Annotated in this window: 43 protein-coding genes and 1 tRNA gene; 21 read left to right on the forward strand and 23 right to left on the reverse strand. The window is 59.8% G+C overall.

Going from position 1 to position 24,359, the window contains the following annotated elements:
* Positions 1–228 precede the first annotated feature (228 nt).
* The 8 genes from PG883_RS17485 to PG883_RS17520 form a co-directional block, all read right to left on the reverse strand.
* Positions 229–1,101 carry a terminase gene (locus tag PG883_RS17485; protein ID WP_270807438.1) on the reverse strand — a complete coding sequence of 291 codons (873 nt, stop codon included), beginning with the start codon at positions 1,099–1,101 and terminating at the stop codon, positions 229–231.
* Positions 1,102–1,281 (reverse strand): hypothetical protein, encoded by a 180-nt coding sequence (locus PG883_RS17490; protein ID WP_234929238.1) that lies wholly within the window; start codon positions 1,279–1,281, stop codon positions 1,102–1,104.
* 53 nt (positions 1,282–1,334) lie between these two features.
* A complete protein-coding gene (locus PG883_RS17495) occupies positions 1,335–1,565 on the reverse strand; it encodes a hypothetical protein (protein ID WP_043163259.1) in 231 nt (76 codons plus the stop codon).
* 1 nt (position 1,566) lies between these two features.
* Positions 1,567–1,791 carry a hypothetical protein gene (locus PG883_RS17500; RefSeq protein WP_042880547.1) on the reverse strand — a complete coding sequence of 75 codons (225 nt, stop codon included), beginning with the start codon at positions 1,789–1,791 and terminating at the stop codon, positions 1,567–1,569.
* A 53-nt stretch (positions 1,792–1,844) separates the two neighbouring features.
* On the reverse strand, positions 1,845–2,327 hold the full coding sequence (locus PG883_RS17505; RefSeq protein ID WP_042880549.1) for a TIGR02594 family protein: 483 nt from the start codon (positions 2,325–2,327) through the stop codon (positions 1,845–1,847).
* A complete protein-coding gene (locus PG883_RS17510) occupies positions 2,327–2,641 on the reverse strand; it encodes a phage holin family protein (RefSeq protein WP_045789814.1) in 315 nt (104 codons plus the stop codon). The genes PG883_RS17505 and PG883_RS17510 overlap by 1 nt, the downstream gene beginning before the upstream one ends.
* Positions 2,642–2,778: 137 nt before the next feature.
* Complete coding sequence (locus PG883_RS17515) at positions 2,779–3,120, reverse strand: hypothetical protein (protein WP_270807439.1); 342 nt, start codon at positions 3,118–3,120, stop codon at positions 2,779–2,781.
* A 33-nt stretch (positions 3,121–3,153) separates the two neighbouring features.
* Positions 3,154–3,348, reverse strand: a complete 195-nt coding sequence (locus PG883_RS17520) for a DUF3283 family protein (protein ID WP_270807440.1) — start codon at positions 3,346–3,348, stop codon at positions 3,154–3,156.
* 123 nt (positions 3,349–3,471) lie between these two features.
* Here PG883_RS17520 and umuD point away from each other — a divergent pair, with 123 nt between their 5' ends.
* Together umuD and umuC are read left to right on the forward strand one after the other, a co-directional pair.
* On the forward strand, positions 3,472–3,894 hold the full coding sequence (umuD, locus tag PG883_RS17525; protein ID WP_042880557.1) for a translesion error-prone DNA polymerase V autoproteolytic subunit: 423 nt from the start codon (positions 3,472–3,474) through the stop codon (positions 3,892–3,894).
* Positions 3,891–5,171: a translesion error-prone DNA polymerase V subunit UmuC gene (gene umuC / locus PG883_RS17530; RefSeq protein ID WP_270807442.1), complete on the forward strand. Its 1,281-nt coding sequence runs from the start codon at positions 3,891–3,893 to the stop codon at positions 5,169–5,171. Before umuD ends, umuC begins: the two co-directional genes overlap by 4 nt.
* On the opposite strand, the gene PG883_RS17535 is transcribed toward umuC, so the two are convergent.
* The 15 genes from PG883_RS17535 to PG883_RS17605 form a co-directional block, all read right to left on the reverse strand.
* Positions 5,143–5,487: a hypothetical protein gene (locus PG883_RS17535; RefSeq protein ID WP_270807443.1), complete on the reverse strand. Its 345-nt coding sequence runs from the start codon at positions 5,485–5,487 to the stop codon at positions 5,143–5,145. The two genes, umuC and PG883_RS17535, sit on opposite strands and share 29 nt — an antisense overlap.
* 998 nt (positions 5,488–6,485) lie before the next feature.
* Positions 6,486–7,184, reverse strand: coding sequence for a TIGR02642 family protein (locus PG883_RS17540; protein ID WP_270807444.1), 699 nt, complete (start codon positions 7,182–7,184; stop codon positions 6,486–6,488).
* Positions 7,181–7,603: a hypothetical protein gene (locus PG883_RS17545; RefSeq protein ID WP_182969115.1), complete on the reverse strand. Its 423-nt coding sequence runs from the start codon at positions 7,601–7,603 to the stop codon at positions 7,181–7,183. Before PG883_RS17545 ends, PG883_RS17540 begins: the two co-directional genes overlap by 4 nt.
* The gene (locus PG883_RS17550) at positions 7,600–7,917 is read right to left on the reverse strand and encodes a Ref family recombination enhancement nuclease (protein WP_182969116.1); all 318 of its coding nucleotides are present in this window, start codon (positions 7,915–7,917) and stop codon (positions 7,600–7,602) included. The genes PG883_RS17545 and PG883_RS17550 overlap by 4 nt, the downstream gene beginning before the upstream one ends.
* A complete protein-coding gene (locus tag PG883_RS17555) occupies positions 7,914–8,354 on the reverse strand; it encodes a recombination protein NinB (protein WP_045789806.1) in 441 nt (146 codons plus the stop codon). Before PG883_RS17555 ends, PG883_RS17550 begins: the two co-directional genes overlap by 4 nt.
* A 2-nt stretch (positions 8,355–8,356) precedes the next feature.
* Positions 8,357–8,536 (reverse strand): hypothetical protein, encoded by a 180-nt coding sequence (locus PG883_RS17560; RefSeq protein ID WP_045789805.1) that lies wholly within the window; start codon positions 8,534–8,536, stop codon positions 8,357–8,359.
* Positions 8,533–8,826, reverse strand: a complete 294-nt coding sequence (locus PG883_RS17565; RefSeq protein WP_270807445.1) for a hypothetical protein — start codon at positions 8,824–8,826, stop codon at positions 8,533–8,535. The genes PG883_RS17560 and PG883_RS17565 overlap by 4 nt, the downstream gene beginning before the upstream one ends.
* Positions 8,827–8,902: 76 nt before the next feature.
* Positions 8,903–9,214 carry a hypothetical protein gene (locus PG883_RS17570; RefSeq protein WP_270807446.1) on the reverse strand — a complete coding sequence of 104 codons (312 nt, stop codon included), beginning with the start codon at positions 9,212–9,214 and terminating at the stop codon, positions 8,903–8,905.
* Positions 9,207–10,619 carry a replicative DNA helicase gene (locus PG883_RS17575; protein ID WP_045789802.1) on the reverse strand — a complete coding sequence of 471 codons (1,413 nt, stop codon included), beginning with the start codon at positions 10,617–10,619 and terminating at the stop codon, positions 9,207–9,209. Before PG883_RS17575 ends, PG883_RS17570 begins: the two co-directional genes overlap by 8 nt.
* On the reverse strand, positions 10,609–11,382 hold the full coding sequence (locus tag PG883_RS17580) for a replication protein (protein WP_162629634.1): 774 nt from the start codon (positions 11,380–11,382) through the stop codon (positions 10,609–10,611). The genes PG883_RS17575 and PG883_RS17580 overlap by 11 nt, the downstream gene beginning before the upstream one ends.
* A gap of 61 nt (positions 11,383–11,443) precedes the next feature.
* A complete protein-coding gene (locus PG883_RS17585) occupies positions 11,444–11,575 on the reverse strand; it encodes an adenylate cyclase (protein ID WP_109421920.1) in 132 nt (43 codons plus the stop codon).
* Entirely contained in the window at positions 11,568–11,723 is a 156-nt protein-coding gene (locus PG883_RS17590; protein ID WP_174219899.1) for a hypothetical protein, read from the reverse strand. The genes PG883_RS17585 and PG883_RS17590 overlap by 8 nt, the downstream gene beginning before the upstream one ends.
* 53 nt (positions 11,724–11,776) lie before the next feature.
* The gene (locus PG883_RS17595; RefSeq protein ID WP_005310218.1) at positions 11,777–11,995 is read right to left on the reverse strand and encodes a hypothetical protein; all 219 of its coding nucleotides are present in this window, start codon (positions 11,993–11,995) and stop codon (positions 11,777–11,779) included.
* A gap of 3 nt (positions 11,996–11,998) precedes the next feature.
* Entirely contained in the window at positions 11,999–12,388 is a 390-nt protein-coding gene (locus tag PG883_RS17600; RefSeq protein WP_113736126.1) for a hypothetical protein, read from the reverse strand.
* A gap of 41 nt (positions 12,389–12,429) precedes the next feature.
* The gene (locus PG883_RS17605; RefSeq protein WP_064339872.1) at positions 12,430–12,645 is read right to left on the reverse strand and encodes a Cro/CI family transcriptional regulator; all 216 of its coding nucleotides are present in this window, start codon (positions 12,643–12,645) and stop codon (positions 12,430–12,432) included.
* A 53-nt stretch (positions 12,646–12,698) separates the two neighbouring features.
* Between PG883_RS17605 and PG883_RS17610 the strand changes: the two genes are divergently transcribed.
* The 19 genes from PG883_RS17610 to PG883_RS17700 all read left to right on the forward strand — a co-directional run bounded on the left by PG883_RS17610 (position 12,699) and on the right by PG883_RS17700 (position 24,167).
* Complete coding sequence (locus tag PG883_RS17610) at positions 12,699–13,397, forward strand: helix-turn-helix domain-containing protein (RefSeq protein WP_246875657.1); 699 nt, start codon at positions 12,699–12,701, stop codon at positions 13,395–13,397.
* 316 nt (positions 13,398–13,713) lie between these two features.
* Positions 13,714–13,788, forward strand: a tRNA-Pro gene (locus PG883_RS17615).
* Positions 13,789–14,010: 222 nt separating this feature from the next.
* Positions 14,011–14,256, forward strand: coding sequence for a hypothetical protein (locus PG883_RS17620; protein ID WP_270807447.1), 246 nt, complete (start codon positions 14,011–14,013; stop codon positions 14,254–14,256).
* A 313-nt stretch (positions 14,257–14,569) separates the two neighbouring features.
* Positions 14,570–14,926 carry a hypothetical protein gene (locus PG883_RS17625; protein ID WP_043163238.1) on the forward strand — a complete coding sequence of 119 codons (357 nt, stop codon included), beginning with the start codon at positions 14,570–14,572 and terminating at the stop codon, positions 14,924–14,926.
* 76 nt (positions 14,927–15,002) lie between these two features.
* Complete coding sequence (locus PG883_RS17630; protein WP_223940118.1) at positions 15,003–15,194, forward strand: PA3496 family putative envelope integrity protein; 192 nt, start codon at positions 15,003–15,005, stop codon at positions 15,192–15,194.
* Positions 15,195–15,196: 2 nt separating this feature from the next.
* Positions 15,197–15,562 (forward strand): hypothetical protein, encoded by a 366-nt coding sequence (locus PG883_RS17635; protein WP_270807448.1) that lies wholly within the window; start codon positions 15,197–15,199, stop codon positions 15,560–15,562.
* A complete protein-coding gene (locus PG883_RS17640) occupies positions 15,559–16,404 on the forward strand; it encodes a PD-(D/E)XK nuclease-like domain-containing protein (protein ID WP_139750919.1) in 846 nt (281 codons plus the stop codon). Before PG883_RS17635 ends, PG883_RS17640 begins: the two co-directional genes overlap by 4 nt.
* Entirely contained in the window at positions 16,401–17,378 is a 978-nt protein-coding gene (bet, locus tag PG883_RS17645; protein ID WP_270807449.1) for a phage recombination protein Bet, read from the forward strand. Before PG883_RS17640 ends, bet begins: the two co-directional genes overlap by 4 nt.
* Positions 17,379–17,426: 48 nt before the next feature.
* A complete protein-coding gene (locus PG883_RS17650; RefSeq protein ID WP_270807450.1) occupies positions 17,427–18,515 on the forward strand; it encodes a hypothetical protein in 1,089 nt (362 codons plus the stop codon).
* Between the two features lie 49 nt (positions 18,516–18,564).
* Positions 18,565–19,782, forward strand: a complete 1,218-nt coding sequence (locus tag PG883_RS17655; protein ID WP_270807451.1) for a hypothetical protein — start codon at positions 18,565–18,567, stop codon at positions 19,780–19,782.
* The gene (locus tag PG883_RS17660; protein ID WP_162901894.1) at positions 19,779–19,919 is read left to right on the forward strand and encodes a hypothetical protein; all 141 of its coding nucleotides are present in this window, start codon (positions 19,779–19,781) and stop codon (positions 19,917–19,919) included. Before PG883_RS17655 ends, PG883_RS17660 begins: the two co-directional genes overlap by 4 nt.
* Complete coding sequence (locus PG883_RS17665; RefSeq protein ID WP_180911581.1) at positions 19,919–20,521, forward strand: DNA N-6-adenine-methyltransferase; 603 nt, start codon at positions 19,919–19,921, stop codon at positions 20,519–20,521. The genes PG883_RS17660 and PG883_RS17665 overlap by 1 nt, the downstream gene beginning before the upstream one ends.
* A 59-nt stretch (positions 20,522–20,580) precedes the next feature.
* Positions 20,581–20,760 (forward strand): hypothetical protein, encoded by a 180-nt coding sequence (locus PG883_RS17670; RefSeq protein WP_045789788.1) that lies wholly within the window; start codon positions 20,581–20,583, stop codon positions 20,758–20,760.
* A 19-nt stretch (positions 20,761–20,779) separates the two neighbouring features.
* Entirely contained in the window at positions 20,780–21,682 is a 903-nt protein-coding gene (rdgC, locus tag PG883_RS17675; RefSeq protein WP_270807452.1) for a recombination-associated protein RdgC, read from the forward strand.
* Positions 21,683–21,743: 61 nt separating this feature from the next.
* Positions 21,744–21,905 (forward strand): hypothetical protein, encoded by a 162-nt coding sequence (locus PG883_RS17680; protein WP_270807453.1) that lies wholly within the window; start codon positions 21,744–21,746, stop codon positions 21,903–21,905.
* Positions 21,906–21,949: 44 nt separating this feature from the next.
* Positions 21,950–22,261 (forward strand): DUF4406 domain-containing protein, encoded by a 312-nt coding sequence (locus PG883_RS17685; RefSeq protein WP_210538398.1) that lies wholly within the window; start codon positions 21,950–21,952, stop codon positions 22,259–22,261.
* A gap of 136 nt (positions 22,262–22,397) precedes the next feature.
* Positions 22,398–22,835 (forward strand): hypothetical protein, encoded by a 438-nt coding sequence (locus PG883_RS17690; protein ID WP_270807454.1) that lies wholly within the window; start codon positions 22,398–22,400, stop codon positions 22,833–22,835.
* Complete coding sequence (locus PG883_RS17695; RefSeq protein WP_042642185.1) at positions 22,828–23,025, forward strand: hypothetical protein; 198 nt, start codon at positions 22,828–22,830, stop codon at positions 23,023–23,025. The genes PG883_RS17690 and PG883_RS17695 overlap by 8 nt, the downstream gene beginning before the upstream one ends.
* Positions 22,992–24,167 carry a site-specific integrase gene (locus tag PG883_RS17700; protein WP_270807455.1) on the forward strand — a complete coding sequence of 392 codons (1,176 nt, stop codon included), beginning with the start codon at positions 22,992–22,994 and terminating at the stop codon, positions 24,165–24,167. The genes PG883_RS17695 and PG883_RS17700 overlap by 34 nt, the downstream gene beginning before the upstream one ends.
* The last annotated feature ends 192 nt before the right edge of the window (positions 24,168–24,359 follow it).

Here is a 24,359-nt window from a genome sequence, read left to right on the forward strand (position 1 = left end):
ATTCAGTTGGATCATACTTGCTAAACTGTTCTTCCATATCTTGTCTCCCATCCTCATAACACTGAAATTTCAATTAATCAGAAACTGTGAAATATCAACTAGTTTTTGACACACATGATTTGTCACTATTCACAAATACATCCAGTATTGCTTTTAGGTTTGCCAAATCCATTTTCATCTTGTGTCACCCAGTTAAGTAGACTCCCGATTGAGTATCTTATCACGACACTAATTGCTCATCAGCCCACCAGTCCCCATCCCCTGCAGCTCAGTCACCATCTCGCTGACAGGGGTGGCCTCGCTACCGCCATCCTTCTCGAGCCGATCGGCTTCGGCGGTCAGCTTGCGGGCCGCAGCCCGGATCCGGCGAGTGTCCTCCTCAATCTTGGGCACGCTCACCTCGTCGATGCGAAGGGCGCTCAGGGTCCGCTCGATGGACTCAATCCGCTGGATGTTGCGGTCGAGGGCCTGCTCTGCTTTCAGGATCTTGTCATAGAGCGCGATCCGGTCGGTCATCTCGCTGGCCGTGACCAGGTCCTGCTGCAGCCCCTTGAGCAGCTTTGTGACGGAGATGACGCGAGCCCGGGTGAAGTCCAGCTCGTCGCGCAGTTGCAGCTCGCGGGCCTGGTCGAACAGCTCCTCGGCATCGAGGAACTTGGCATAGCCGCCATGGGTCAGCGCCGGACGGTCGCCGGGCTTCCACTTCGTGACCGGGTTCGGGTTGCCAGGGTTGCCCTCGGTGAAGCGGCCGCTGCTGTCCCGGCCGTTTGTTTTCGGGTTCTGGGCTGAGTCTGCCGGAGTGCGAGTGGATGCGGATGACTTCTCCCCTCTTCGCTCTCCCCCTTTGGCCTTGGCCTCATTCTCCTTGGTTTGCGCACTTTGCGCAGATTGCGCAGTTTTGCGCACTTCGGAATGCGCAGATTGCGCAGCTACGCGAGATTTATCAGGTTGCGCAGGGGATTGCCCCCGGGATTTCAAATAGCGACGCGCCGAGTTGTAGTTCAGGCCGCGGCTGTCACACCAGTCTTTCGCACTGATGCCGGTCGCTTCATGCTCCTGCAGGAACTCTGCATTGAGCTGTGCCCAGTCGGTCTTTGCCATTTAGATGGATAGCTCGCCTTCGACGATGGCATCACCAGGTACAGGCTCATGGGTAGCCGGTACTACGACGGAGACGCCAGTATTCAGGGTGACCAGGGCCTGACTCCCGTCATACTCCCTCACCTGAGTAACAACCCCGGTCACGGTAATGCCATTAACCACCGCATCGCTCCAGTGCATCGAGATAGTCCAGTAGGTCGGCTGTGGATTCCCCAGAAAGACAAACCCCGCCATTAGCGGCGGGGTTCCATGTCAGCCTGGGTGTGGGTGGCGGGCAGTTCGCTGTTTGGCTTGGAGCTGTCTGGCAACTGACCAGAAGCAGCACCGAAACGCTCAGCAAAACGCCCCTGTGGGTCCGCATGATTCTTGTCATGGCTTTCCTGCACCTCCCTTGCCCTCTCCTGCTTAAGCCAACGGCCCAGAAGGGCCGTTAGAATGTCGAGCAGTTGGAGCAAGCTGTTCATGTTATTGCTTCCTGGCTTTCTCAGCCGGCAGGTTCATAGCCAGCTTGTCCAGCACCTTGGTCAGGCCAACCAAGAAGGCCTGCACCTTCCCGATCACCTCATCGTCCCGGGTGGACGGGGTAACGGCCGCGATCTTGGCCAGCCCCTGCACCACCATGGACGCGCCGCCCACTACAGCCATCAGGATGACAATCCAGTTGATGACCACCTCAACGATGTGTTCCATCGCACTCTCCTCTGCTGTTACCGGTTACCCGGCGATATTGGCAAGGCTTGCGCCTATGCCTCGGACTTCGAGAACTCTGCCGCAGCCATCACAGGCAATTCCCCTACAGGCTTCGGCTCACCGGCGGGCCAGCGGTATGCGGTTACCCGGGAGCGAGGGAACGCCTTCACGTTCACCGCATCAGCTTGGTTGCCGCCCAATACCAGCAGATTGCCAGCCTTGTCCTGCCCCACTACGAACCCAACGTGTCCGCCACCATCCCTGGAGAACACCACTACGCAGCCTGCCACCGGCTTTTCCAGCTTCTCCCCCCAGGAGGCATAGGAACGCGCACCCTCGAACCGGGTGGATTGAATACCGACCCGCTCCAGGCACGCTCCAACAAAGGCGGCACACCACGGGGTTTCATCATCACGGATGCCACCCCTCTTGATGGCCTTCCACATCGCCACGATCTCGGGGTTGTGTTGGGGCCCCTTAATCTCCGTCAACCCGATATGCCTTCGGGCTTCATCTACCCAGCGCATTTTCACCATCACTCCCTCCCTCCCATCCAGCCGGTTGCCCGACGTTCGTACAGCTCCAGTGCTTTCGACCCCATCAAGCCAGCCAGGCCAGCCATGAAGCCGCACAACGGGAGCGGAGCTGCGATGTACCAGCTCAGCAGCATGGTCAGCATCCCGGCGAACCCTGACACCACCACCTGCAGCAGCGCCTCGGCCCATCGGAACTGCCTTCCCTCGCGTTTCACCGTCTGTATGTAGGTCACAAGCCCTCCCCATACGCTCAGCCCGCCGAATGCCAGATAGGCGAGCACGCTGTAGTTCTGTGGATCCTTGTCAGGCGTCATCGCCCCTCCAGAAACGACAAAGCCCGCACGAGGCGGGCCAGAAATGAAAAAGGCCAGGGTCACGGGGACTCTGGCCATCTTTGAGCAATACTAACGCTGGGGATGCGGGGTTTCAACCTGCAGCTTCAGCCGCAGGATTAAAGAGAAGAACAAAATTGAACCAATGCTGTCGCAAGCGTCGATGCAGATGCCGCCGCACCTAGCCACTCAAATAGAGATGACTTGGTTATAGCTGCTTCTTTTTCTTCTTGAGAGCAGCCAGGAATCCCTTGAATAATCGAAATAACCTCCTTCAGCATCTCTTGCGGCGTGTCTTGAGGGAGACCCAGCTTTTCCAAGTCAACAGCTGAAACATAGATATCCATTGCTTTGCCATTGCCAACAAATGTATTGCCAGACATTTTAATGTCTGCAGATGTTGGGGCTTTGATGGCAGTTCCATTATTTTCGAAATGGCAATTGGTCATAATTATTGGCATTCATAACTCCATTTTTGACCGACATAAAAACAACTACTTCACCTTCCGGTACCGCTCGACCTGCTGCAGGAAGTAGGCCTGCATCTCCCCCTTGTAGTTCCCGGCCTCGCTCTCGGCTGGGATCTTGATCTCGGGGTTCCTTTCCTTCCACACCGCATAGGCAGCGGCCTTCTCTACCTCGACCTTCTCCTGCTCTTCTTTCGGCAGGGAGCACAGATTGAATGACATTGGCGACTCCACGCATAGGGCACCTGCCGATATTACCTGAATCCGGAGTCAATCGCTCCACAGTGATCTTCACCACGGGTGTCGCTATACTGTATTTATATACAGCATTGAGAGCCAAAAACCATGTTTGCAGTTCCCGACCTCGACGCCCCGGCGTTGGAAATCCCGTTGTTCCTCTCTCCTGCCGCCTGTGGCTTCCCGTCCCCCGCCCAGGACTATGTGGAACAGACCATCGACCTGAACCAGCTATGCATAGCGCACCCTGCCGCGACTTATTACGTTCGGGCAGCCGGTGACAGCATGGTAGAGCACGGGATCCACGATGGTGACATGCTGGTCGTAGACCGCAGCAGCAAGCCAGTGCATGGCAGTGTGGTTGTTGCGGCCGTAGATGGCGAGTTCACTGTGAAGCAGCTCCAGCTCAGCCCCTCAGTCTGCCTCCTACCAGGGAACCCTGCCTATCGTCCCATCCACTTCAGTGACGGGCAGCACTTGGAGATCTTCGGTGTGGTTACCTTCGTCATCCACAAGATGCCCGCGCCATGAACAAGAGCTGCGCCGTGGCTCTGGTCGATGTGAACAACTTCTACGCCTCCTGCGAGCGGCTGTTCCGGCCTGATTTGAGGGGGCGGCCCATCGTCGTGCTCTCCAACAACGACGGCTGCGTGGTGGCCCGTTCGGCGGAGGCCAAGGCGCTCGGCATCAAGATGGGGGTGCCCTACTTCCAGATCCGCCAGTTCTTCGAGGCCATGGGCGGGGTCTGGTTTTCCAGCAACTACGCGCTCTACGGTGACATGAGCCAGCGGGTGATGAGTATTCTGGAGGGGATGGCCCCGGCTGTGGAGGTCTACAGCATCGACGAGGCCTTCATTGAGCTGAGCGAGTCCTGGGCCGGTGACCTGGTGGAGTACGGGCGACAAGTCCGCGAACGGGTGCAGCAGTGGACCGGGCTGGTCGTTGGGGTCGGCATCGGCCCCACCAAGACGCTCGCGAAATTAGCGAACTACGCCGCCAAGAAGTGGCCGGCCACCGGGGGCGTGGTGGATCTGCGGGATGAAGCGCGGCGCGCCCGGCTGATGGCGATCACTCCGGTGGAAGAGATATGGGGCATTGGTCGGCGGCTCACCGCCAAGCTGGAGGCCCAGGACATCAAGACCGTGGCCGACCTGGTTGCCGCTGACCCGAAGAGCCTCCGCCGCCGGTATGGCGTAGTCGTAGAGCGCACTGTGCAGGAGTTGCGGGGGATCCCCTGCGCCGAGCTGGAACAGGAGGCGCAGGCCAAGCAGCAGATCATCTGCAGCCGGAGCTTCGGAGAGCGCATCACCCAGATCGGCCCCATGCACCAGGCGCTGGCCGGCTACATGGAGCGGGCGGCCGAGAAGCTCAGAGGGGAAGGGATGTGCTGCCGCCACGTCACCCTGTTCATCCGCACCAGCCCGTTCAGCGACCGCGAACCCTACTACGGCAACCAGGTGAGCACCAAGTTGGCGATGCCCACCAATGACACACGGGCGCTGCTGGCCCTGATCCCCCAACTACTTCCCCACATCTGGCGCGACGAACAGCGATATCAGAAGGGCGGCGTCATGCTGGCCGACTTTACCCCAGCCGACATGCAGCAGGGCGACCTATTCGCAGCGGAGCAGCAATCCCCCCGCAGCGAGGCACTGATGCAGGTCATCGACAAGATCAATCAGGGGCGGTTGGGAAAGGTCTACTTCGCGGCCCGGGGCCGGGATACCCGGGAGTGGATGATGAAACGGGAGCAGCTCAGCCCCCGCTACACCACCTGCATCAGCGAGCTCCCCGAGGTGAAGGCATAGCCTTGGAAAGGCGGGCCAACTTTGAGTGCAGGACATTGAGCTTGAAAGATTGTGAACCTTGAGGCGGTTCGGGGTGGATGGCCAGGACCTTGATAAACACTCGCTTTGAGCTTCTCTTGCCCACCTCACGCTTGCAGCTTCTCGACTCCGCCAGCGTGTCCACATAGCGGAGTGACCGGAGATAAATGACCGCCTCGCGGGCAATCTCAGCAGGTATGCCCAGCCGTTCAGCCACCTCGTGAAAGTCAAAGAAATCGCCGTGGAGCAGTCCCCAGCCAGCGACTTGTAGGGCGGTAGGTTTCAGCTTGCTTTCCATGTCCAGTCCTTAGTGAAAAGCGGATGTCAAGACCTTGGAATAGGCCATAACCCCGAGATGCAACTCGACTCACAAAAAGCATGTTAGAAGAAAATGGACTCGATGCATCTACAACCCTTACACAGCCAAGGCTACAGGCTGGATAAGGCTCAAAAAGAAAATCGTTTACGCAAGCAAAAAAAGTTAATTAAATTTTGCATGTTCGATCATCGGACTTGCATTTAGCGGAGAGAGCGCAAGAAAACCCACCCACTGTGAGCGACCACTAACCGTACTGATTTAACTCACAATTTACCCACAGCAAACAGGTTATCCACACGTTGCAATCCGCCAACGACCTCACTATCTTGTAGTTCGTATGCAAAAAGACACTATATATTGTGTCATTACAGTAACAACCACGAGGAGTAATCCATGCTGAAGAACGGAACATCAAATAAACGTATCCCGGGCGCACCGCCGCCCACAACCCGGCAAACAAAGGGGGTTCCCCATGCCACAACCAAAACGACCACCTGGTCGCAACCACACACCAACCAGAAATAAAAAAACCACCTTTCAGAAACTGACAAGGTGGTTCTTAGATAAAATCCACATGGCTTTCCGCGAGGTTTGCATGGGGATCTTGATATCGATTTTAGTTACTGCAGTGCAGCCCTACTTAACTGATGGCTCTTGGGGTACCAGCCCAGAAGCTATCAAGGTGCAATACTACCAGTTGTAACTACAGGGCCTTCGGGCCCTTTTTTTTCACGAAAGAACTCGCGAAAATCTCAACCAAAAGTTGACCGTTTTGGTTGCTCAATAATGATCAATTCACTAGCGAAAATCAACCGCGGTTGATGTTTAAATCGTACCTGAAAACGATGCAGTGTGAGCGGCCAACATCAGAGCTCATTTTGCGCATCGATTTTTTTATCCATTTTTCAACGGCTTTCGAACGCCTCACTCGCCGTTTCCAACGTGATTGTTTCCACGTAACTGCGATAAAAATCTTCTCATGCAGCCCGCATCTCCCGCACCTGACGATCCATGACCTTGGCCAGATCTGACGCCTGGTGGATCACCTCATCAACAGCACGCTCTACGGCCTGCCGCATCTCCTGCCCGAACCGGCGCGCGACCATATCGGCATGGGGTACCACTCGCCCGGTGCCGTGGCACTTCGGGCACTCGTCACCCTTGCGGGGGCGGATACCAGCCCCTTTGCAGTGCGGGCAGCGGCCGGATTGCAGCATCTCGGCGACACAGTGGTCGTGGGCGAGAGACAAGATCTCGTTCCGCTCGGCCAGAAGGCGCTGGTACTCGTGGCCATTGCCACCGCGGTGAGCTCGCTTGGCCTTCTCCATCACCACGGCGGCCCGGCGGCGCTCCTTGTCATAGTGCGGGTGAGACAGCACCAAGTGTTCCAGCTGCTCAGGCAGGGGGCGGCGCAGCAGGATAGCCATGGCCATACCACCGGCCTCTTCGCTGCCCAGCGTGGCGCTGAAGTGCGTCAGCAGCGACGCAAGGGCTTGTTCATCCCCCAGGTGGTCGGCCATGAGGAACTGGAGCCCTTGCGGGTTGCTCTTTGCGGCCACCTGCAGGGCTCCCAGAAACTCCTCCCTCCCCAGCGTACTGGAGCGACCAGACGAGGGTTCATGTAGTGCGCCTTTCGGTGAGAAAAGGCGCAGAGCCATTTCGATAGAGTTGGTCATGGTTTGGTCCTCTGGCCTGGGTCCTGATTGAAAGCGGCGAGCAGCCAGGCACGCAACTGGCCGGATTTGATGTGTTCCGGGGTAACTTCCAGCACGGTCCACCCGAGCAAGGTGGCCTCGTTCATCTTGGCGCGGTCCTCTACGAACCCCCTCCCCCGGGTGTGCCGGCCACCGGAGTGGATCCCGCCGTGGACCTCAAGGGCGATCATGCGGGTGGGCCAGGCGTAGTCGAAGCGCCATTTGCGCTTGGGGTGAAACAACAGCTCGGTGGCGGGGTCAGGAAAGCCAGCAAGTTGAGCCATCACCTTGTCGTGCAGAGTGCTGATCTGTTGAGCCTTGCGCACCTGGTTGGCTGCGCCCCTGACCTTCGGGCTGCTACCCAGCAACCGGGCCGCATCGAGGGCGGATAGATGGATCACGCCGCCCTCCCGATGGTGTTCTTGCGCAGTTCAGCGACTTCCTGGGCCACCTGCTCCAGCAGGGTCTCCTCGCTGCCGTGCTCTTGCTGCCAGGAACGCGGGGCGGCGTGGAATCCTGTGGGGTAGCAGGCGCGGTGGTGCCGGGGGCAAAGCGGCAGCACTCGGGTGTGCTCGGCGCGCTGGGCCATGCCAGACCCAGAGCGCACATGGTGAATTTCGGCGAGGCTCGCCCCCAGGCCAGCATTTCGGCAAGCAATGCAGCACAGAGAGCTCACATCGTCCAACCACTGCTTATCAGCCTTGGTCTTGCTCATGCTGCAGCCCTCCCGTAGGCCGCCACCCAGTCGAAACCTCGGCGGGATTCATCCCCGAACTTCACGCCCTGCTGGGCGCCGAAGGATTGGGCCAGCTCAATGAGATCGCGCATCTCGCGCACGGTCATCTTGGAAGTGGACTTACCCAGCACCACGAAGCCATTGCCGTCGATGTTCGGCACCACGTCCTGCTGGTACAGGGCGGCGGAGAGAACGTGCTTCCAGTCCTCCTTGGAGAGCTTGCGGCCGTGCCAGTTGACCTGCTCGGCGATGTCGGTCATGACGGCCCAGAACAGAGCGTTCTGAGCCAGGCTGCGGGTCAGCTCCTTGATTTCGATAACCAGCGGCTTGTCCTGATCAACCGGCAGGCTGGCGACCAACTGGCTGGCGCGGGCCCGGATATCGGGGCTGCGCAGAAAATACTTGGGGTAGCTCATGCTCACCCCCGCTTGGACTTGTTGCGGCGCTTGGCGGCTGCACGCTGACGCTGTGCAGCCCGGTCATTGCGCGGGTTGGGGATGCAGAATCCATAGCCGGGGATGAAGTCGTTCGGATTGAGGCGAGCGGGCTGGCCTGTAGCTGCCAACAGCACAGCCGCGATAGCGTGGGTCAGTCTCATGCTGCCACCGCCTTAGCCGCTACGGCCTCGGTGGTGGGAGGCAGCGCGATGCGGTAATGCCACACCTGCTTGCCGTCGATGACCTGGTTGCTGGAATACTTCGCCCAGCCGTAGCAGCAAACTTCACGCAGTCTGGCGCTGATGGCGGCCTGGGTGTCGGCGTGGCCGTAGCGGCTCCAGCACTCGCGCTCGATGTCGCGCAGGGTGCGGGCCTTGCCGTCGCTCATGACGGCGATCACGCGCCCCAACTGGGTCGCGATGGATAGATCTCGGGTATGTGGTTTGGTCATGGTCTGGGTCCTTTGGTCAAACTGCCGGGTGGTCTAGGTCCGGCACTGGCAATGGTACGGGGCGCTACCCCCTGTGTCACTGGTTGGCAAGGCCCTCCTCTTCGAAGTTATCCACAGACCCAAACGAGACATCACACCGCAACGCCAGCACTGGCGCGGCTCTCAGCCGTGCGGCTTCCTCCGCCACTCGCTCCGGCGTCGTGCTCTGCACCAACCAATGCCCTGCGCCACGCTGCTGATCGGTGTATCCCAGCGCATCGATCTCGTCGGCCACCTCGAGCTGCACACGCTCCCCGCACCAACCCCGAACGGGCGGATAGATCACCACCCGGCAGAATTTCGCGGCCTTGACCGCGGCACTCACGTCAGGATTGAAAAAATCAGCCATCCCACCCCCCTTTCGCTGGCTTGGATTTGCTGCGTTCCACTTCTGCAGCATGTGCCATGCGCGCAACCTCTTGCTGGTCGATATTTGAGATCACCCCATCATGGAACTGGCAGTAAGCGGTTCCCGTCTTACCACCTCGGTTGAGCCTGACCAGCAACTCCATGACTCCTGCCATCGGGGAAGCCTCGTTATAGACCTCATCGCGATAACAGCCGATCCACACATCGCAATCCTGCTCGATCTGGCCGGTGTCACGGCTGTCGCTGGGAACCGGGCGTTTGTCTGCACGCTGCTCCAGCCCTCGATTGAGCTGAGTCAGCAGGATCACCGGGCAACCCATCTCCTTGGCTAGCATCTTGAGCGCCTTGGTTATCGCGCCGTAAGCCAGATCGTTACGCTCAGCCTTGTCGGCAGTCATCAGCGTCAGGTAGTCAACAGCGATCAGCCCGAGCTGACCGAACTGTCGCTTCAGCCGGCGACTCTCACGCACCACCTGGTGCACAGTCAGCCCAGGCAGATCTGCGATATGGAGTTTGGAGTTACCAAGCTCTGCGGCAACAGCGTAGGCCTTGTCCATCTTGCACTGGTCAGACATTGATTTCAGATGCTTGCCGGAGACACCGGACGCTTGCGATACCATGACCTCGAACAGCTCACCCCGTGTCATCTCCAGCGAAAAACCAACCACAGGGAGCTTCTTGACCAGCGACGTGTGGTTACACAGACTCGCCATCAGCGTGGTCTTGCCCATCTTCGGTCGAGCGCCGATACACACCAGCGCCGTAGGGCTGATCCCACCTGGGTAGAGCAACTCATCCAAGGACGCGATCCCCGTGGCATAACCGGTCATCTCCCCTGGGCGGCGGCTTGCCCGGCGATCCAGCTCATCACACCAGTCCCGCACGATTTCGCTGGCGTGTACCGCAATCCCGGTCACACCCCCAGAGCGCTTGGCATCGACCTCAGACAACAGCGACCCCATCGCAGCGAACCGCTCATCGGTGTTGCTGAATCCAGGCTCCATCATCGCCGCGATACAGTCATGCAGCTTGGCAACAGCGAAGCGCCGCTCTGCAGCGCTACGCACCATCCCCCCATAGGTCACGATGTTCGCCGCGCTTGGGGTGTTCTTGGCGATCTCGACTAGGTAGGCAAACCCGCCGGCAACATCGAGCTCGCCGTCCTGCTCGATACGGTGCTGCACTGTCATGATGTCAACCGGCTGCTTGGCGGCGATCAGTTGGGAGATCGCCCCGAAAATGATCTGGTGCGGGCGACTGTAAAAATCGCGTTCAGACAGGCCCAAGTCGTGGAACGAGTCAGCCCGCAGCATCAGCCCGCCCAGCACAGACTGCTCTGCCTCGAAGTTGTGAGGGGGCACAAACCCCATTGCATCACTCGTCATTGAACCGCCCCTCCCGCACGCCCAGATAACACCTCTCGGTCACCAAAAAATCCAAGTTCTTCGGCTTCCAGGCCGACTCGCCATCGCGGCGCGGGCGGCTCTCGCACATCCAGCGGCAGTTCTTGGCGATGAAATCCAAGTAGGCGCGCCAGCGGGTCTCGTCGAACTTGAACTTGGTCCAGAAGTTCCTGATTTTGGTTTTGCGAGAATCGGTCAGCTCACGGATGGCTGGCATCTCCGGCAGGATGTCGTGATAGGCATCCAGGATCGCCTGGTATGGTGTATTTTTCACTGGTCGCTTTTCGGGGGTTGCTGCTGGGGGTTCAGCGCAAGCTGATGCCCCATCAGTAGTTGTCTTTACTGTCTTTTGAATAGTGTCTTTTGTGTGTCCCTGTTTCGGGGAAACTCGATTCCCTGTTTCGGGGAAATTTTTATACCCTGTTTCGGGTAGCTTTTCCCTGTTTCGGGGAGCGTCAAAGTCCCACTCAGAAAGTACCTTGTTGGGTCCTATTTTTCGCCCTTTGTTGACCAGTATTCCCATCTCCAATAATTGGTTTTTGGCGGTGCAAACTCGGGTCTCCGGCAAACCGGTCATCTCGGCTATCTGCCCATTGGTGATGCGATCATGGGTCTGGTTAAAGCCATAGGTCTTGCGGATCACCGCCAGTACGACCTTGAACTGGTGCTTGGTCAAATCAGCGCCAATCAGCGCCTCGTAGAGCTCATTGGCAATGCGGGTATAGCCATCGTCAAGGTCTGCCACACGAACCTCCTGTGGGGTACTCTGTGGGCGTCTATCTGGAAACTTCAAAAGCGCCGCCATCTCACACCCCCAGCTCATCAGCAAGCTGGCGCACGGCCAGCTCGTACTCACGCTGGGATAACCCCATTGCTTGCAATTCCCGCTTCTTGAGCTCATAGAGCTCCCAGGTGGCAACGGATGAGGTGTTAACCATGAGCCACCTCCTGCTCGGTGTACTCACAGGTGGGGCACTCGTAGGTGCGGTCATTGGTGCCGGACTGCAGATCACTGCCGCACAGTGGGCAGTGGTTGAGGTCGTTCAGCAAGGGGTGGCCCCCATGGGCCATGGTTGAATTGGTCATTGTTGGGTCCTGTGGTGTTTAAGCTGCCCGCTGGTGAGGCGGGCAGGTGCTGCTTATGCGCTGGGTTGTGCTTCGGCACGCTCCAGGGTGCGGGCTTCCAGCTCGCGGGCCAGGCGGACGGCCTGGCGGTCGGTGCCGGCTGCGTGAGCGGTCGAGATCAGCGGCTCGTCGAGGGCTAGGGCCAGCTCGTGCATGACCGACTTCAGGATGATGTTGTCGCGATCGCTGACGTGCTGGGATGCCGGGCGCGGCGGACGTAATTGCATGGTCATGGGTTACCTCCCGAGGACAAAGTTGATGAGTTTTTGCAGGGGGCGCAGCGGGCGCTCCTCGTTGTAGGCGGCCTCGTCTGCTTGGCTGAACTGGAGCAGGCCGCGCTCGGGCAGGCCGGAGCCCTCCAGGATCTCCTCGACGGTCACGGGCGGAAAACCCTGCTCCAGCAAGCTCCGATTGGCCCGTTTAACGGCCCTCGCCAATATGGTGGGCTCGTGCTGAGATATGGCCTGGAGCAGGATCAGCAGCGAGGTGCGGGCAAATGCGGTTTCGGTCATGCCACACTCGGCGCCTACTTCCTGCCATACCTGGCGCTGAGCTGGGGTGCCGCGCACCCGCAGCGGGGAGCGGGTGCTCATATTTTCATGATCGGGGAGCGATACTCTTCCCATGGGGTTGGTCCTCTATGTTGGGTGGAAAAGCTGGCCGGTGGTCAGGCGGCCTGCTGGGTAGAATGGTCTTGCTCCTTGAGCAGGGGGTAATCCTCCAGGCCCAGCCGCAGCTCGCCGTTGCTGGCGATGACAAAGCTGACTGCATGCTGGGCAGGGATCACCTCCCCCCACTTCACGGCAAGACTGCGGGAAATACCGATCGCTTTCATGGCGCGGGCCATATTGCCGAAATAGCCGATTACTTCATGTTTCTTCATTGGTCTGGGTCCTGTGCATGGTGACATGCAAATGATGTCCTCTATAGAGAACGATGTCAATCTTCAACGTCTCCCAAAGTGATCAGTCAAGGAATTACAATTTAGTCTCTAAAGAGAACAAGAGGTTATTGATGAAAACTTTCGGGCAACGCCTTGAGGAAAAGCTGCAAGAGTTGGGCATCAGCATGTCTGAGCTTGCGCGCCGTACCGGCTTATCCAAGAGCGTGATTAGCAACACCATCAATAACCCGAATCGTGAAATGCGAGTGTCATCCCTGATTTCCATTGCCAGGGTGCTGAAGGTTGATCCCATATGGCTATACACCGGCCGCAGCAGTGGTGATCTGCTGAACGACATTCAGTTCAATTCGGATAAAGTGCCGGTCTGGACCTTGGATGACGTGGGGAACCTGGCAATAGATATGCTGCCGAACATGAATAGCGGGCGGTATGTGGTGGCAGAGAACCAAAGCCACAGCATTGCCATCGAGGCCACAAACGATCACCTATCAAAATCAGGCATTGTGGCCGGTGACATCTGCATCTTCAGCTTGGCTGACCGCACTCCAGAGGAGGGTGCTGTAATGCTGATCAGGCTCGAAAAGAATGATCAAGCGCGGCTGCTAAGGGCAATGTCGGGGATTGATGGATGGGTTTACGGTGTAGACGATCCAAGGCTTGGCACGGTCACATCCAGTGAGGCTATCGTGCTTGGCAAGTTGTCAGAACTGAGGCGCAACGAGATCAAGTAACCCCCCTCTCCTCTCCCTCCCCTTAACCCGCTTCGGCGGGTTTTTTGTTGTTCAAAAAAAATATCGTTTATTTTAGAGATCGGTGTTGACCAATCGTTCTCTAAAGAATACAGTTTGCACATCGTCCTCTTGAGAGAACGACCAAGGCCGAGAGCAACAAGGGGCAGCGTGGAAGGCGGCCAATCGTGGTGAAGGTTTTGGGAAGGATGACAAGGGGTAATGAGGCGGCACCTGTCATCGATTCCGCCTAGTTCGTAACAGCACGCGATGGCGCGCCTATCCGAACCGAGCTTGCTGGAAGGTGAGCAACCAACATCGGAGATTCGGCAAGTGGTATGCCACCTCATTTGGGATGAGGGCTTCACAGGTTCGATCCCTGTATCTCCGACCAAATTTCGACAACCAGCAACAGGACCCGGCCCCTGACCAGGGCAGAAGTGAGGCGCCTGACCAGCGCGTAAGAACGACAAAGCCCGCACAAGGCGGGCTTTGAAGGACTGGGGTACCACCCCAATCGGATGTTGCCAGGGGACCAACCCTAGCAACAGGACCCAGCATGACGAATCACGTGGGAATTAGCGAGGACCAACTCGCCAACAGGAGTGAATGTACCATGACCAAGCGCATTTTTTCCAGGGCCGCGAAACGTGCAGACCAGATTGTAACTGCCATCGCCGACCGCCTGAACGGTAACGCCGCCCGCCGCCGAGCCATCAAACAGCGCCTGCACCTGGCCATGATGGCCACCGAGCAACACCACATCATCGCCGCTCGTGCTGCCCAGAAGCGCACCGCCGGCATCACCAAGCACAGCGCCCTCCTCCACTGGCGGGCCGAGTTCCACCGCAACGCCATCTGACCCGGGTCTGGCGCTTCCCTCATAGCGCCGTAGCCAAAGCCTCTTTCTCAAGCACCGCAAGGATGCTTTGGCTTCGCTCACGCCAAATTCGGCTGGGCCTGCTCTTTAACAACCTGGAACCGGCTCACAACCACGAATCCCGATGCCGGTAGGGATGCGCCGATACCCCGTTCAATCCGGAAGGCGGTGCGTGAACGTGAACGCTGGCCACTCGCAACAGTGGCCAGCCTGGAGCCCCTTGCACCAGGGGGTTGCAGGCTGACAGCGTGCCCCAAACAGATCCATAATGCCCCCTTCGAAACAAGGAGGGGTTATGAAAAGAGTAAACGCCTGGCTTGGTGCCACAGTACTGCTCACATCTGGTGTTTCCGTTGCCGATGAATGGGCGTCCATGGCTATCACACCTGGGGTTGGTAGGCTTGAAGTGGTGAGCAATTACCTCATTTTCTCGTCAAGCAAGGATTACGAGGTTCAAATCCCAAACAAGATCCCGGATGGAAGACAAATCCAGATGCGCTACAAGAAAGATGGCGACTGGATAACTGGCAGCTTCTTTGTCGCCGGGATAAGCACCAAGGGTGACTTGTGCAGACTGCACAGTGAGCTGCCATCAAGGTTCAGTTCATCGGCAAGCGACACTATCTACGTAAAGTCATGCCGATATAAATAAGCATCGCGTTCCCATAACCAGACCAAGCCCAGCAACTGCTGGGCTTTTTCGTTTTTACAACCACAGGACCCAGACCATGAAACCACTGACCGAAGCCCAGCTGATGGGCTTTCGCGGCGCGATGGTGCCACCCACCCGCCGCAAGTACCACGTAGACGCTGCCCCATCCGCCGAACAGGCGCGGATGGCCCGCAACAAAGCCTCTGCCCGCCGCGCCATCGAGGAGTATCACGAACGGCGCACCCTGCGACTGGAAATGGAGATGTAGCCATGACCAACGAAACCGCACTGCTCGCTCTGCTGGAGAGCCAGGAGGCCGAGGCCAACGCCAAGGCCGAGTGGGTCGCCGAGTGGATCGCGGCCAACCGTCCCCTGCTACTGGCCGGGGAACTCGATACCGACCTGTCCACCCTGCTGGCCGAGGTGAACCACGACCAGGGCCTGCAGCTCAACCAGGCGATGTTCCTGCTGATGACCGAGGGCGATCCTGCCCCGCTGATGCAGCTCACCAAGCAGCTGATGGACGCCGCCCTGGCCGCCCTGGCCAAGGAAGAATGGGGTTGTCACCTCGCCGCCCTGCACGACGCCATGAGCGAGGAGCAATGGGAGCAGTACCAACACAGGAGCGCAGCATGAATGCCATCGCCGACACCTCCACCGCGCACCTGCTTGGCCGGGTGTTCGGCCTCTCCAACGAGGAGTACCACGCTGGCCCCGGGGTCAGCAAAAGCCAGCTCGACCAGATCGCCGAAAGCCCAGCCACCTATATCTGGGCCAAGAATGCCCCGGTAGATGAGGAGAAGCTCAAGGCCTTCGACATGGGCAGCGCCATCCACTGCCTGCTGCTGGAGCCCGACGAGTTCAAAGACCGCTTCATCATCGCCCCACCGTTCAACCGCCGCACCAACGCCGGCAAAGCAGAAGAGGCAGAGTTCCTGGCCAGCTGCGCCGAGCTGGGCAAGACGGTGATGGATGCCGAGGAGGGACGCAAGCTCTACCTGATGCGCGACAGCGTGATGGCCCACCCGGACGCCCGCTGGCTGCTGGAGCAGGAAGGGCACAGCGAGGCCTCCTTCTACTGGATTGACCCCCAGACCCAGGAGCTGTGCCGGATCCGCCCCGACCGCCACCTGAGCAATCACCCCATCATGATCGACGTGAAGTCGGTGGACGATATGGGGCGCTTCGAGCGCCATGTCGAGGACTTCCGCTACCACGTGCAGGATGCCATGTACTCCGAAGGCTTCCACCGGGTGATGGGCGAGGAGCCGGAATTCGTCTTTCTGGCTGTCAGCACCAGCGTGAACTGTGGCCGCTACCCGGTGCGGGTGCGCCCCCTGACGGATGACTGGAAGGATGCGGGCAAGGACCTGTTCCGCCGCGACCTCCATCGCTTCCACGACTGCCGGGTCAACAACGACTGGCACGACTTCAAACCCCTCCAGCGCCCAGCCTGGGCGACAAGGAAAGCAGCATGAGCAACATCACCAGCCTCAAACAGCAGGCGGCCGATAACTTCGCCGCCCAGTTCCCCATTCTTGTCCAGCGAGGCATCGACGAGCCGACCTGGAACGCCCTGTGCAACACCATCTACCCGGGTGCCAACCCCGATTCGGTGGTCATGGCCATCGACTACTGCAAGGCTCGCGGCCTGGACATTCTGCTCAAGCCGGTCCACCTCGTCCCCATGCAGGTGACTGATGCCCGCTCCAAGGAGAAAGTCTGGCGGGATGTACCTATGCCCGGGATCGGCATGTACCGGATCCAGGCCGATCGCTCCGGCAACTACGCGGGGGCCGATGAACCCGTGTTCGGACCGGATGTGACCGAGGAATTCCAAGACCCCTACAACCAGAGCACCAAGATCAAGGTCACCTACCCGCAGTGGTGCAAGTACACCGTCTACAAGATGGTCAACGGCCAGCGGGTTGCCTTCCACGCTCTGGAACGCTGGAAAGAGAACTACGCCACCCAGAGCGGCAAGACCGAGTGCCCCAACGCCATGTGGCGCAAGCGGCCCTATGCCCAGCTCGCCAAGTGCACCGAGGCGCAGGCGCTGCGCAAAGCCTGGCCGGAGATCGGTAGCGAGCCCACCGCCGAGGAGATGGAGGGCAAGGAGATCATCATCAACGAGATCCCAGGCAACCAGCCACAGCATGGCGCACCGGCAAAGAGCCGCACCCTGGATGCCATCCGCGGCCAGAGCACCGAATCGGTCACCCTGGAGCATGAGCAGATGGCCGAACCCGCCCAGGCGGACCACGCCAACGCCTACGCCGACCACTGCGCCGCCATCGAGGGGGCATGTGATACCACCGAATGGCAGCAGGCCTACACCACCGCCTGGACCTGGGCCAACGAAACCGGCGACCAGAACATCATCGCAGGTATCAAGCAGATCGCCGGCGAGCGCAAGAAGCAACTCAGTGCCGGGAACGGCGCCCAGCAATAACTCATCAGGCCCGCTCACTGCGGGCCTTTTCAATCCTAAGGACCCACCATGACCGAACAAGCCAAGACCGACAATACCCAAGCCCAGCTGGTTGTCATCGAACCCACCACCGCCGTCGCCCTGTTCACCGAGGGCCAGGGCGTGGCTGAACTGCTGGCCGATATCCGCCAGAAGGCAACCAGCCTGGTGCCCGACATTACCACCCCCAAGGGGCGCAAGGAGATCGCCAGCGTCGCCCATGCCGTTGCCCGCACCAAGACCTACCTGGACGGACTCGGCAAAGAGCTGACCGACCAGTACAAGGAGATCCCCAAGCGCATCGACGCCAACCGCAAAACCCTGCGCGACACCCTGGACACCTTGAAAGACGAGGTGCGCGCCCCGCTCACCCAGTACGAAGCGGCAGAGGAGGCCCGGGTGGCAGCACTGCAATCCCGACTGGCCCGCCTCAATGAACTGGGATCCTCTGCCAGCATCGAGATCGCCGCCGCCGACCTGCAGGTCATGCTGAATGAGGTCGAGCAGAACGCCCTGGACGACACCTGGCAAGAGCTGCTGCCCCAGGCGACCGTCGCCAAGGAGCTCGCAGCCAAGCGCCTCGGCGAGGCCCTGGCTGCCCGCCTGAAGTACGAAGCCGAGCAGGCCGAGCTGGAGCAACTGCGCCAAAAGCAGGCAGAACAGGATCGCATCGACCGCGAGCGCCTGATAGCCGAGCAGGCGGCGGAGCAAGCTCGCCGAGAGGAAGAGAATCGCCAGCGCCTGGAGCGTGAAGCCGCCCAGCACCGCGAGCAGGAGGCCCAACGCCAAGCCCAAGTCGCCAGTGAACGTGAAGAACAAGCCCGGCGCGATGCCGAAGCCGCCGAGCTGGCCCGCCAGCAGGCCGAAGCCAACGCCGCACGCATGGCAGAGGAGGCTGCTGCCCGCGCCGCAGAGCAAGAGCGTCAGCGCATCGAGCAGGAGCAGGCACGCAAGCAGCAGGAAGACGAGCGTCGCGCCGCCGACATGGAGCACCGCCGCACCGTCAACAACGCCATCCTGATGGACCTGATGGGCCTAGGGATCGATGAGGGGAAAGCCATCAACCTCATCAAGCACATCGCCAGCAACAAGATCGACCATCTGACCATCAACTACTGATCACCCGCCCCGCCGCCAACGGGGCCCTTGCAATCCCAGAGGACCAACCATGACCACGCTGAACCCCAGCGAGGCGACCAGTCTCGCCCTGAACACCCTCACCAGCCAGATCCGCAACATCCTGCTGATGCCGGACGCCCCGGCCAAGGCCGCCATCGGCAGCTTCGAAACCCTGCTCAACGCCAACCTGACCATGATCAGCGAGGCGGCCAACGCCCACATCGACGAGTTCAACACCCTGATCGGCGAGCTGGAAGGCCGGGATGGCGAGCTGTTCACCCAGGCTGCCCTGGTCAGCGAGCTGCGCCAGCAGGTTGCTGAAGCCGAGCAGCGCATTGCAGCAGCACGGCAAGAAGGCGCCGCCGAGCTGGAAGCCAAAGCAGGCGAGCTCTACAAGGCGCAGCGCGCCCTGAACGAGATTGAGGCCAAATTCAGCGCCCTGCAATTCACCTCCCGCCAGACCGATCGCCAGCTGGCTGACCTCAAGGCCATGGACCCGGCAGGAATGAAGCGCCGCATCAGGGAGAAAAACGACCAGCTGGAGCTTCAGCGCACCGCGATCGCCAAGCACAAGAGCAATGAGGCCGCCTACCGCGCCGAGGTGCTGAAACTCGAGCGCCGCATCAAAGACCTGCTGGATGCCATCAACGAGCAGGATCGTGAGCTGGAAAGCCGCCACGGCGTCATCATGGAGCTCGAGATCTGCCGTGATGCCAAGCTGGTCTGGTTCAAGCACCTTGCCAAGACCTACAAGGGCGAGGACGGCACGCTCTGGAATGTCTACCTGGTGGATCACGGCCTGCAGTCAAACCTCCCCTACCTCATCAATGACCTCAACTGGAAGCTGCACGCCATGAAATCCGATGGCTCCGGTTGTTCGGTCATGCTGAGCCAGTGGATGAACCCCATCTACCCGACGCCATATGGTGCTGGGGTACCGGACGAGATGACCCGGGATATCTTCGCCTTCATGCAGGAGGCGCTGGAGCAGAGCCACCCCCACCTGCAACCCCGCACCGAATGGGCCAAGACAGTCAGCATCCATGAATGCGGCCTACCGCCGCGCACCATCAAGCCGCTGGAAGAGGCCGGGATCGACACCCTCTACAAGGTGATGAGCCACCAGGGGAACAAGCTGGACAAGGTGAAGGGGATCGGCCAGAAGCTGGTCGGCCAGATCGTCTATGCCTGCGAGCTCAAGGTGAAGCTGTGGGAGGAGCAGTTCGCCGCCAGCAAGCAGGAAGAGCAACACCAGGAGGCAGCATGAGCCTCTACCGCCACCGCGGCATGGTGCAAGACCGCAAGACGAAACCGCTACTCCAACAACGCCAGCGAAAACGCGACGAGATAGAGCGCCGCCAGCTGGCCAGCCAGCTTGGCATCGACCCCAAGGAGGTGCGCTGATGGCAATCCTGATTGATAGCGGCACCCCGGCCAGCGACAAGAACTTCTGGGCCACCACCTGGGAGTGCTTTGCCGATGCGCAGGCGCTCTACGGACGCAACTTCGAGTGCGATATCGCCGCCGAGCCGCTCACTGCCAAGTGCAGCCACTACTTCACCAGCCACCTGCTGCTGGAAAAGCTGCTGGACTACCGCACCCGTGATGATGTTCGCGCCCAGATACGCGAGGCGGAGCAGGCAGGCACCATCTGTATGGGCATCGACAGCCTCAACCTTGACTGGCCAGAGCACTGGTGGTGTAACCCGCCGTTCGACCTGAAACCTGAGTTCATCACCCAGGCCCGCCAGCAGCAAGCCAATGGCAGGCCAGGGATGATGCTGCTGCCATACGAGCCGCTGACAACATGGTGGCGCCGCTTGCTGGCCGAGGATGTGATCATCTACGAGCCGGATGGCCGTTATCAGTTCTACGAGCGCGATGGCGCAACCAGAAAGAGCGGAGCCAACTTCGGTTGCGCCCTGATTGCCTTCCCCACCATGAAGGTGGGTGCATCCCCTCGCATCCCCTTTGTGCGCGGCATTGGCTCAAAGCGCGCGGCCTGATACCCCCAATCCATCCACCGCCAGCCATACAGGAACGGTGGATAACTCATAGGACTCCCATGCAAAAGACAGAAAGCCCCTACTGCGGTGCAGTAGTCATTGGGCTCGGTGTCGTCATGCCCGATCCCAAGCAGCCCGGCAAGTTCGTTCTGCCAGGCGGAATCACCTGCGACAGGCAAACCGCCGAGGCCGCAGCCAAGAAGATCCACGACCTGCAGGCCAAGAAAGCCCGCAACTAACCAACACAGGACCCAGACCATGTGGTTTAAAAACCTTCAAGTTTACCGCTTCACCCGCCCGTTCGAGCTGACCACCGAACAACTGGAAACCCAACTGGAGGCGTGCGCCTTCACCCCCTGCGGCAGCCAGGATATTTCCCGCTTCGGCTGGACCCGCCCACTCGGCAAGTTCGGCAGCACCCTGACCCATGCCGCCGCCGGCCAGATCCTCATCTGCGCCCGCAAGGAGGACAAGATCCTGCCGACCGCCGTCATCAAGGAGGCGCTGGCAGAGAAGGTGGAGGCCATCGAGTACGAGCAGGGTCGCGCCCTCAAGAAGAAAGAGAAGGAGGCCCTGAAAGAGGAACTGCTGCACACACTGCTGCCTCGCGCCTTCAGCCGCACCGCCAACACCTTTGCCTGGATCAACCCGGCCGACGGCCTGCTGATGGTCGATGCCTCCTCCGCCAAGAAGGCGGACGATGTGCTGGCTCTGCTTCGCAAGTCCATTGGCAGCCTGCCGGTGGTGCCGGTGGCGCTCAAGAACCCACCCGAGATCACCATGACCGAGTGGCTGCAAGAGGGAAACCTGCCGGCAGCTTTCACCCTGGAGGATGAATCCGAGCTACGCAGCGCCATGGAGCACGGCGGGATCGCCCGCTTCAAACAGCAAGACCTGATGACCGACGAGGTGAAAAATCACCTGGCCAACGACAAGCTGGTCACCAAGTTGGCCCTGAACTGGGGTGAGCGCCTCAGCTTTGTGCTGGGCGACGACCTCTCCATCAAGCGCCTCAAATTCAGCGAGGACATGCGCGAGCAGAACGACGACATTACCAGTGAAGATCCGGCCGCCCGCCTGGACGCGGACTTCGCCCTGGTGACCGGCGAGCTCTCCCAGTTCATCCCGGCCCTGCTTGCCGCTCTGGGCGGCGAGGAATGAATGGGTGCGCTTCAGAGAACCAATTATCCAAACAGGGTTAACCCTAGAAGAGGCGGTGAACGTGAGGGAGCGATATCTACTCATCAATCCCGGCGCCCGGGTCACCATCGACAGCCAACCCGATAACCCCCAGCTCAAGACCCTGATAGCCCACCTCCCCGTCCTGCCGTTCAGGCAAGTCATGGATCCCGGCTTTATCGGGTACCGGGGCTGGCGAGCATAACCATAGCCCCGGCAAGTCCGGGGCTTCCAATTCAAGGACTCACTATGGCGAAAATCTACATAGCCGGGCCTATCTCAGGCCTGCCGAACTTCAACCGCGACGCCTTCAATGCCGAGGCGCACCGCCTGCTTGGCCTGGGCCATGTGGCCCTAAACCCGGCGATCCTGCCGGATGGGCTGGAGCAACACGAGTACATGGCCATCTGCATCGAAATGGTCAAGATGGCCGATCAGTTGGTCATGCTGCCTGGCTGGGAGCGCAGCGCCGGCGCCAGAGCAGAGCACGCACTGGCCATCAAGCTCGGCAAGGCCATAATCCTCCCCGTGCCGCACTTGGCTGACGAGGTGGCGGCATGACCAGACAGCGGGCCGCCGGGCTCGCCATCCTGGCGCTAAACACCCTGGCCGCACTGATGGTGCTGACCCTGCTGTAATCGCGGCCCTTCCTTCAATCCACCCGGCGCCCCATCCTCTGGGACAGGAGGGCCACGCCATGCAGCAACTTCAACTGACCATCGATCAGGACAGCCAGCTTCTCAACGAGCTGGTCAGCGCCGTGCGCTCCCCCACCCTTTCCCGATCGGCCAAGCTCGCCGAGATCGGCCGCATCCTGGCGCACTTCGACCTGCCCATCGAAGCGCCCCGGGTTGCTGGCCAGCTCTGGAGCGCCACCGAGCTGGGCAAGGAGCTGGGGGTAAGTGCCCAGGCCATTGGCCGGCTGGCCAACCAGCACCAACTCAAACGCCCGGCGTTCGGGGAGTACCGCCTTGACCAGGCGGTCAGCAGCAGGAAGCAGGTGGAATGCTTCCTCTACAACCGAGCGGGCCGGGATGAAATAACCAGACTAATGAGGACCAACAACCATGGGAACAGCAGCAGACCCGGCGCAAACCCACATTCAGGGCCAGCTCATCATAATGAGAATGCCTGACGCCATCCCGCTCAGCACCTACCTGAGCACTATCGAGCTCACCGACCGGGACACCATCAACAAGCGGATCCAGCGCGGTATCTGGCAGTTGGGGGTGCACATCGTCAACGTGGACGGGGTAAAGGAGCGTTGGGTCAACATCGCGGAGGTAACCAAGTGGGCAATGAAAAACAGCTCCCACGCGGCGTAACGGTCCGCGGGGATACGATCAACATCACCTTCACGTTCAAGGGGGTTCGCTGTCGCGAGCCCCTCTCCAACTTGCCGAACACCACCGCCAACGTGCGTTACGCCTCCCGCTTGCTCGGGGAGATACAAGGCAAGATTGAGCGTGGCCAGTTCGCCTACGCCGACTACTTCCCGAAGTCCAAGAAGCTGCGGATGTTCGGTGGTGCCTCGATCGCCGCCAAGGTGGCCGATTACCTGGACGAGTACCTGCAGCGATGTGAGCGCCGGGGGCTGAGCCCATCCACAATGGTTGGGTACCGCAAATGCCACAAGGCGCTGGCCGACCTGCACGGGATCACCGTCTCGGAGCTGACACCCGCCCAAGTGAAAAACTGGCTGATCCGGGGGGGCACTACCGCCAAGACAGCGCGCAACCGGCTGTCGTTCCTGCGCAGCGCAATCGACGAGGCTGTCACGGATGGTTTGCTCGCATCAAACCCTGTTTCGCTGGTGACCGTTTCCCGATATTTGGACGGGAGTTCAGTTCCCGAACAAGGAGCCAAGGACGTGGACCCCTTCACCCCGGAGGAAGTGGCCGCCATCATCTCAACAGCCCACGGCATCAATGAGCAGTGGGCCAACCTGTTCTCCTTCGCTTTCGCAACCGGGATGCGGCCGTCAGAGCTGTGCGCCCTGCGCTGGGAGGAGATCGACTGGGTCGGTAACACCGTGCAGGTGTCGCGCGCCAAAGTGGTCGGGGTCATCAAGACCACCAAGACCAGGGCCGGGACTCGCACCATCGAGCTGACCAGCGAGGCGCTGGCGGCGCTGACCAGCCAGAAGCGCTTCACCTTCATGCGGGGGGAGTATGTCTTTGACGACCCCAAGCTCAACCAGCCCTGGGCCGGGGCCGACGCCATCAGGAAGAAAGCCTGGCTCTACACCCTCAAGCGGTCCGGCGTTCGCTACCGCCACCTCTACCAAACCCGCCACACCTTCGCCACCGCCAACATCAGCCGCGGCTGCAACCTGTTTTGGCTCTCCACCCAGATGGGACACAAGGGGCCAGAAATGCTGTTTCGGCACTACGGATCCTACCTTGCCGAGTACGACGGCCAGACAGCAAAAGCGCCAATCCTGATCCAAAATCCAACCGGAAAATAAAAAAGCCTTATAGTTCAATTGGTAAAGCTGCACAGTCCGGGGGTTCAAATCCCCCCAGCTCCACCAAATAATGTTCCGAGCAGGAACGAGAAAGACCAGAAACCCGCATAGCATAAGGCTTTGCGGGTTTTTTGTTGTCCGAGATAGTCCAAGGAAGTCGCCTAGAGCCAGCTCAAAGAGTAACATGTGCGG

This window comes from Aeromonas sp. QDB25, assembly GCF_027707725.1.
Classification (GTDB): Bacteria; Pseudomonadota; Gammaproteobacteria; order Enterobacterales; family Aeromonadaceae; genus Aeromonas; species Aeromonas caviae.

Coding starts and splice junctions, on each gene's coding strand:
- PG883_RS17485 (WP_270807438.1), bottom strand. CDS start 1,101: ATGGCAAAGACCGACTGGGCACAGCTCAATGCAGAGTTCCTGCAGGAG.
- PG883_RS17490 (WP_234929238.1), bottom strand. CDS start 1,281: ATGCACTGGAGCGATGCGGTGGTTAATGGCATTACCGTGACCGGGGTT.
- PG883_RS17495 (WP_043163259.1), bottom strand. CDS start 1,565: ATGAACAGCTTGCTCCAACTGCTCGACATTCTAACGGCCCTTCTGGGC.
- PG883_RS17500 (WP_042880547.1), bottom strand. CDS start 1,791: ATGGAACACATCGTTGAGGTGGTCATCAACTGGATTGTCATCCTGATG.
- PG883_RS17505 (WP_042880549.1), bottom strand. CDS start 2,327: ATGGTGAAAATGCGCTGGGTAGATGAAGCCCGAAGGCATATCGGGTTG.
- PG883_RS17510 (WP_045789814.1), bottom strand. CDS start 2,641: ATGACGCCTGACAAGGATCCACAGAACTACAGCGTGCTCGCCTATCTG.
- PG883_RS17515 (WP_270807439.1), bottom strand. CDS start 3,120: ATGCCAATAATTATGACCAATTGCCATTTCGAAAATAATGGAACTGCC.
- PG883_RS17520 (WP_270807440.1), bottom strand. CDS start 3,348: ATGTCATTCAATCTGTGCTCCCTGCCGAAAGAAGAGCAGGAGAAGGTC.
- umuD (WP_042880557.1), top strand. CDS start 3,472: ATGTTTGCAGTTCCCGACCTCGACGCCCCGGCGTTGGAAATCCCGTTG.
- umuC (WP_270807442.1), top strand. CDS start 3,891: ATGAACAAGAGCTGCGCCGTGGCTCTGGTCGATGTGAACAACTTCTAC.
- PG883_RS17535 (WP_270807443.1), bottom strand. CDS start 5,487: ATGGAAAGCAAGCTGAAACCTACCGCCCTACAAGTCGCTGGCTGGGGA.
- PG883_RS17540 (WP_270807444.1), bottom strand. CDS start 7,184: ATGACCAACTCTATCGAAATGGCTCTGCGCCTTTTCTCACCGAAAGGC.
- PG883_RS17550 (WP_182969116.1), bottom strand. CDS start 7,917: ATGAGCAAGACCAAGGCTGATAAGCAGTGGTTGGACGATGTGAGCTCT.
- PG883_RS17555 (WP_045789806.1), bottom strand. CDS start 8,354: ATGAGCTACCCCAAGTATTTTCTGCGCAGCCCCGATATCCGGGCCCGC.
- PG883_RS17560 (WP_045789805.1), bottom strand. CDS start 8,536: ATGAGACTGACCCACGCTATCGCGGCTGTGCTGTTGGCAGCTACAGGC.
- PG883_RS17565 (WP_270807445.1), bottom strand. CDS start 8,826: ATGACCAAACCACATACCCGAGATCTATCCATCGCGACCCAGTTGGGG.
- PG883_RS17570 (WP_270807446.1), bottom strand. CDS start 9,214: ATGGCTGATTTTTTCAATCCTGACGTGAGTGCCGCGGTCAAGGCCGCG.
- PG883_RS17575 (WP_045789802.1), bottom strand. CDS start 10,619: ATGACGAGTGATGCAATGGGGTTTGTGCCCCCTCACAACTTCGAGGCA.
- PG883_RS17585 (WP_109421920.1), bottom strand. CDS start 11,575: ATGGTTAACACCTCATCCGTTGCCACCTGGGAGCTCTATGAGCTCAAG.
- PG883_RS17590 (WP_174219899.1), bottom strand. CDS start 11,723: ATGACCAATTCAACCATGGCCCATGGGGGCCACCCCTTGCTGAACGAC.
- PG883_RS17595 (WP_005310218.1), bottom strand. CDS start 11,995: ATGACCATGCAATTACGTCCGCCGCGCCCGGCATCCCAGCACGTCAGC.
- PG883_RS17600 (WP_113736126.1), bottom strand. CDS start 12,388: ATGGGAAGAGTATCGCTCCCCGATCATGAAAATATGAGCACCCGCTCC.
- PG883_RS17605 (WP_064339872.1), bottom strand. CDS start 12,645: ATGAAGAAACATGAAGTAATCGGCTATTTCGGCAATATGGCCCGCGCC.
- PG883_RS17610 (WP_246875657.1), top strand. CDS start 12,699: ATGTCAATCTTCAACGTCTCCCAAAGTGATCAGTCAAGGAATTACAAT.
- PG883_RS17620 (WP_270807447.1), top strand. CDS start 14,011: ATGACCAAGCGCATTTTTTCCAGGGCCGCGAAACGTGCAGACCAGATT.
- PG883_RS17625 (WP_043163238.1), top strand. CDS start 14,570: ATGAAAAGAGTAAACGCCTGGCTTGGTGCCACAGTACTGCTCACATCT.
- PG883_RS17630 (WP_223940118.1), top strand. CDS start 15,003: ATGAAACCACTGACCGAAGCCCAGCTGATGGGCTTTCGCGGCGCGATG.
- PG883_RS17635 (WP_270807448.1), top strand. CDS start 15,197: ATGACCAACGAAACCGCACTGCTCGCTCTGCTGGAGAGCCAGGAGGCC.
- PG883_RS17640 (WP_139750919.1), top strand. CDS start 15,559: ATGAATGCCATCGCCGACACCTCCACCGCGCACCTGCTTGGCCGGGTG.
- bet (WP_270807449.1), top strand. CDS start 16,401: ATGAGCAACATCACCAGCCTCAAACAGCAGGCGGCCGATAACTTCGCC.
- PG883_RS17650 (WP_270807450.1), top strand. CDS start 17,427: ATGACCGAACAAGCCAAGACCGACAATACCCAAGCCCAGCTGGTTGTC.
- PG883_RS17655 (WP_270807451.1), top strand. CDS start 18,565: ATGACCACGCTGAACCCCAGCGAGGCGACCAGTCTCGCCCTGAACACC.
- PG883_RS17660 (WP_162901894.1), top strand. CDS start 19,779: ATGAGCCTCTACCGCCACCGCGGCATGGTGCAAGACCGCAAGACGAAA.
- PG883_RS17665 (WP_180911581.1), top strand. CDS start 19,919: ATGGCAATCCTGATTGATAGCGGCACCCCGGCCAGCGACAAGAACTTC.
- PG883_RS17670 (WP_045789788.1), top strand. CDS start 20,581: ATGCAAAAGACAGAAAGCCCCTACTGCGGTGCAGTAGTCATTGGGCTC.
- rdgC (WP_270807452.1), top strand. CDS start 20,780: ATGTGGTTTAAAAACCTTCAAGTTTACCGCTTCACCCGCCCGTTCGAG.
- PG883_RS17685 (WP_210538398.1), top strand. CDS start 21,950: ATGGCGAAAATCTACATAGCCGGGCCTATCTCAGGCCTGCCGAACTTC.
- PG883_RS17690 (WP_270807454.1), top strand. CDS start 22,398: ATGCAGCAACTTCAACTGACCATCGATCAGGACAGCCAGCTTCTCAAC.
- PG883_RS17695 (WP_042642185.1), top strand. CDS start 22,828: ATGCCTGACGCCATCCCGCTCAGCACCTACCTGAGCACTATCGAGCTC.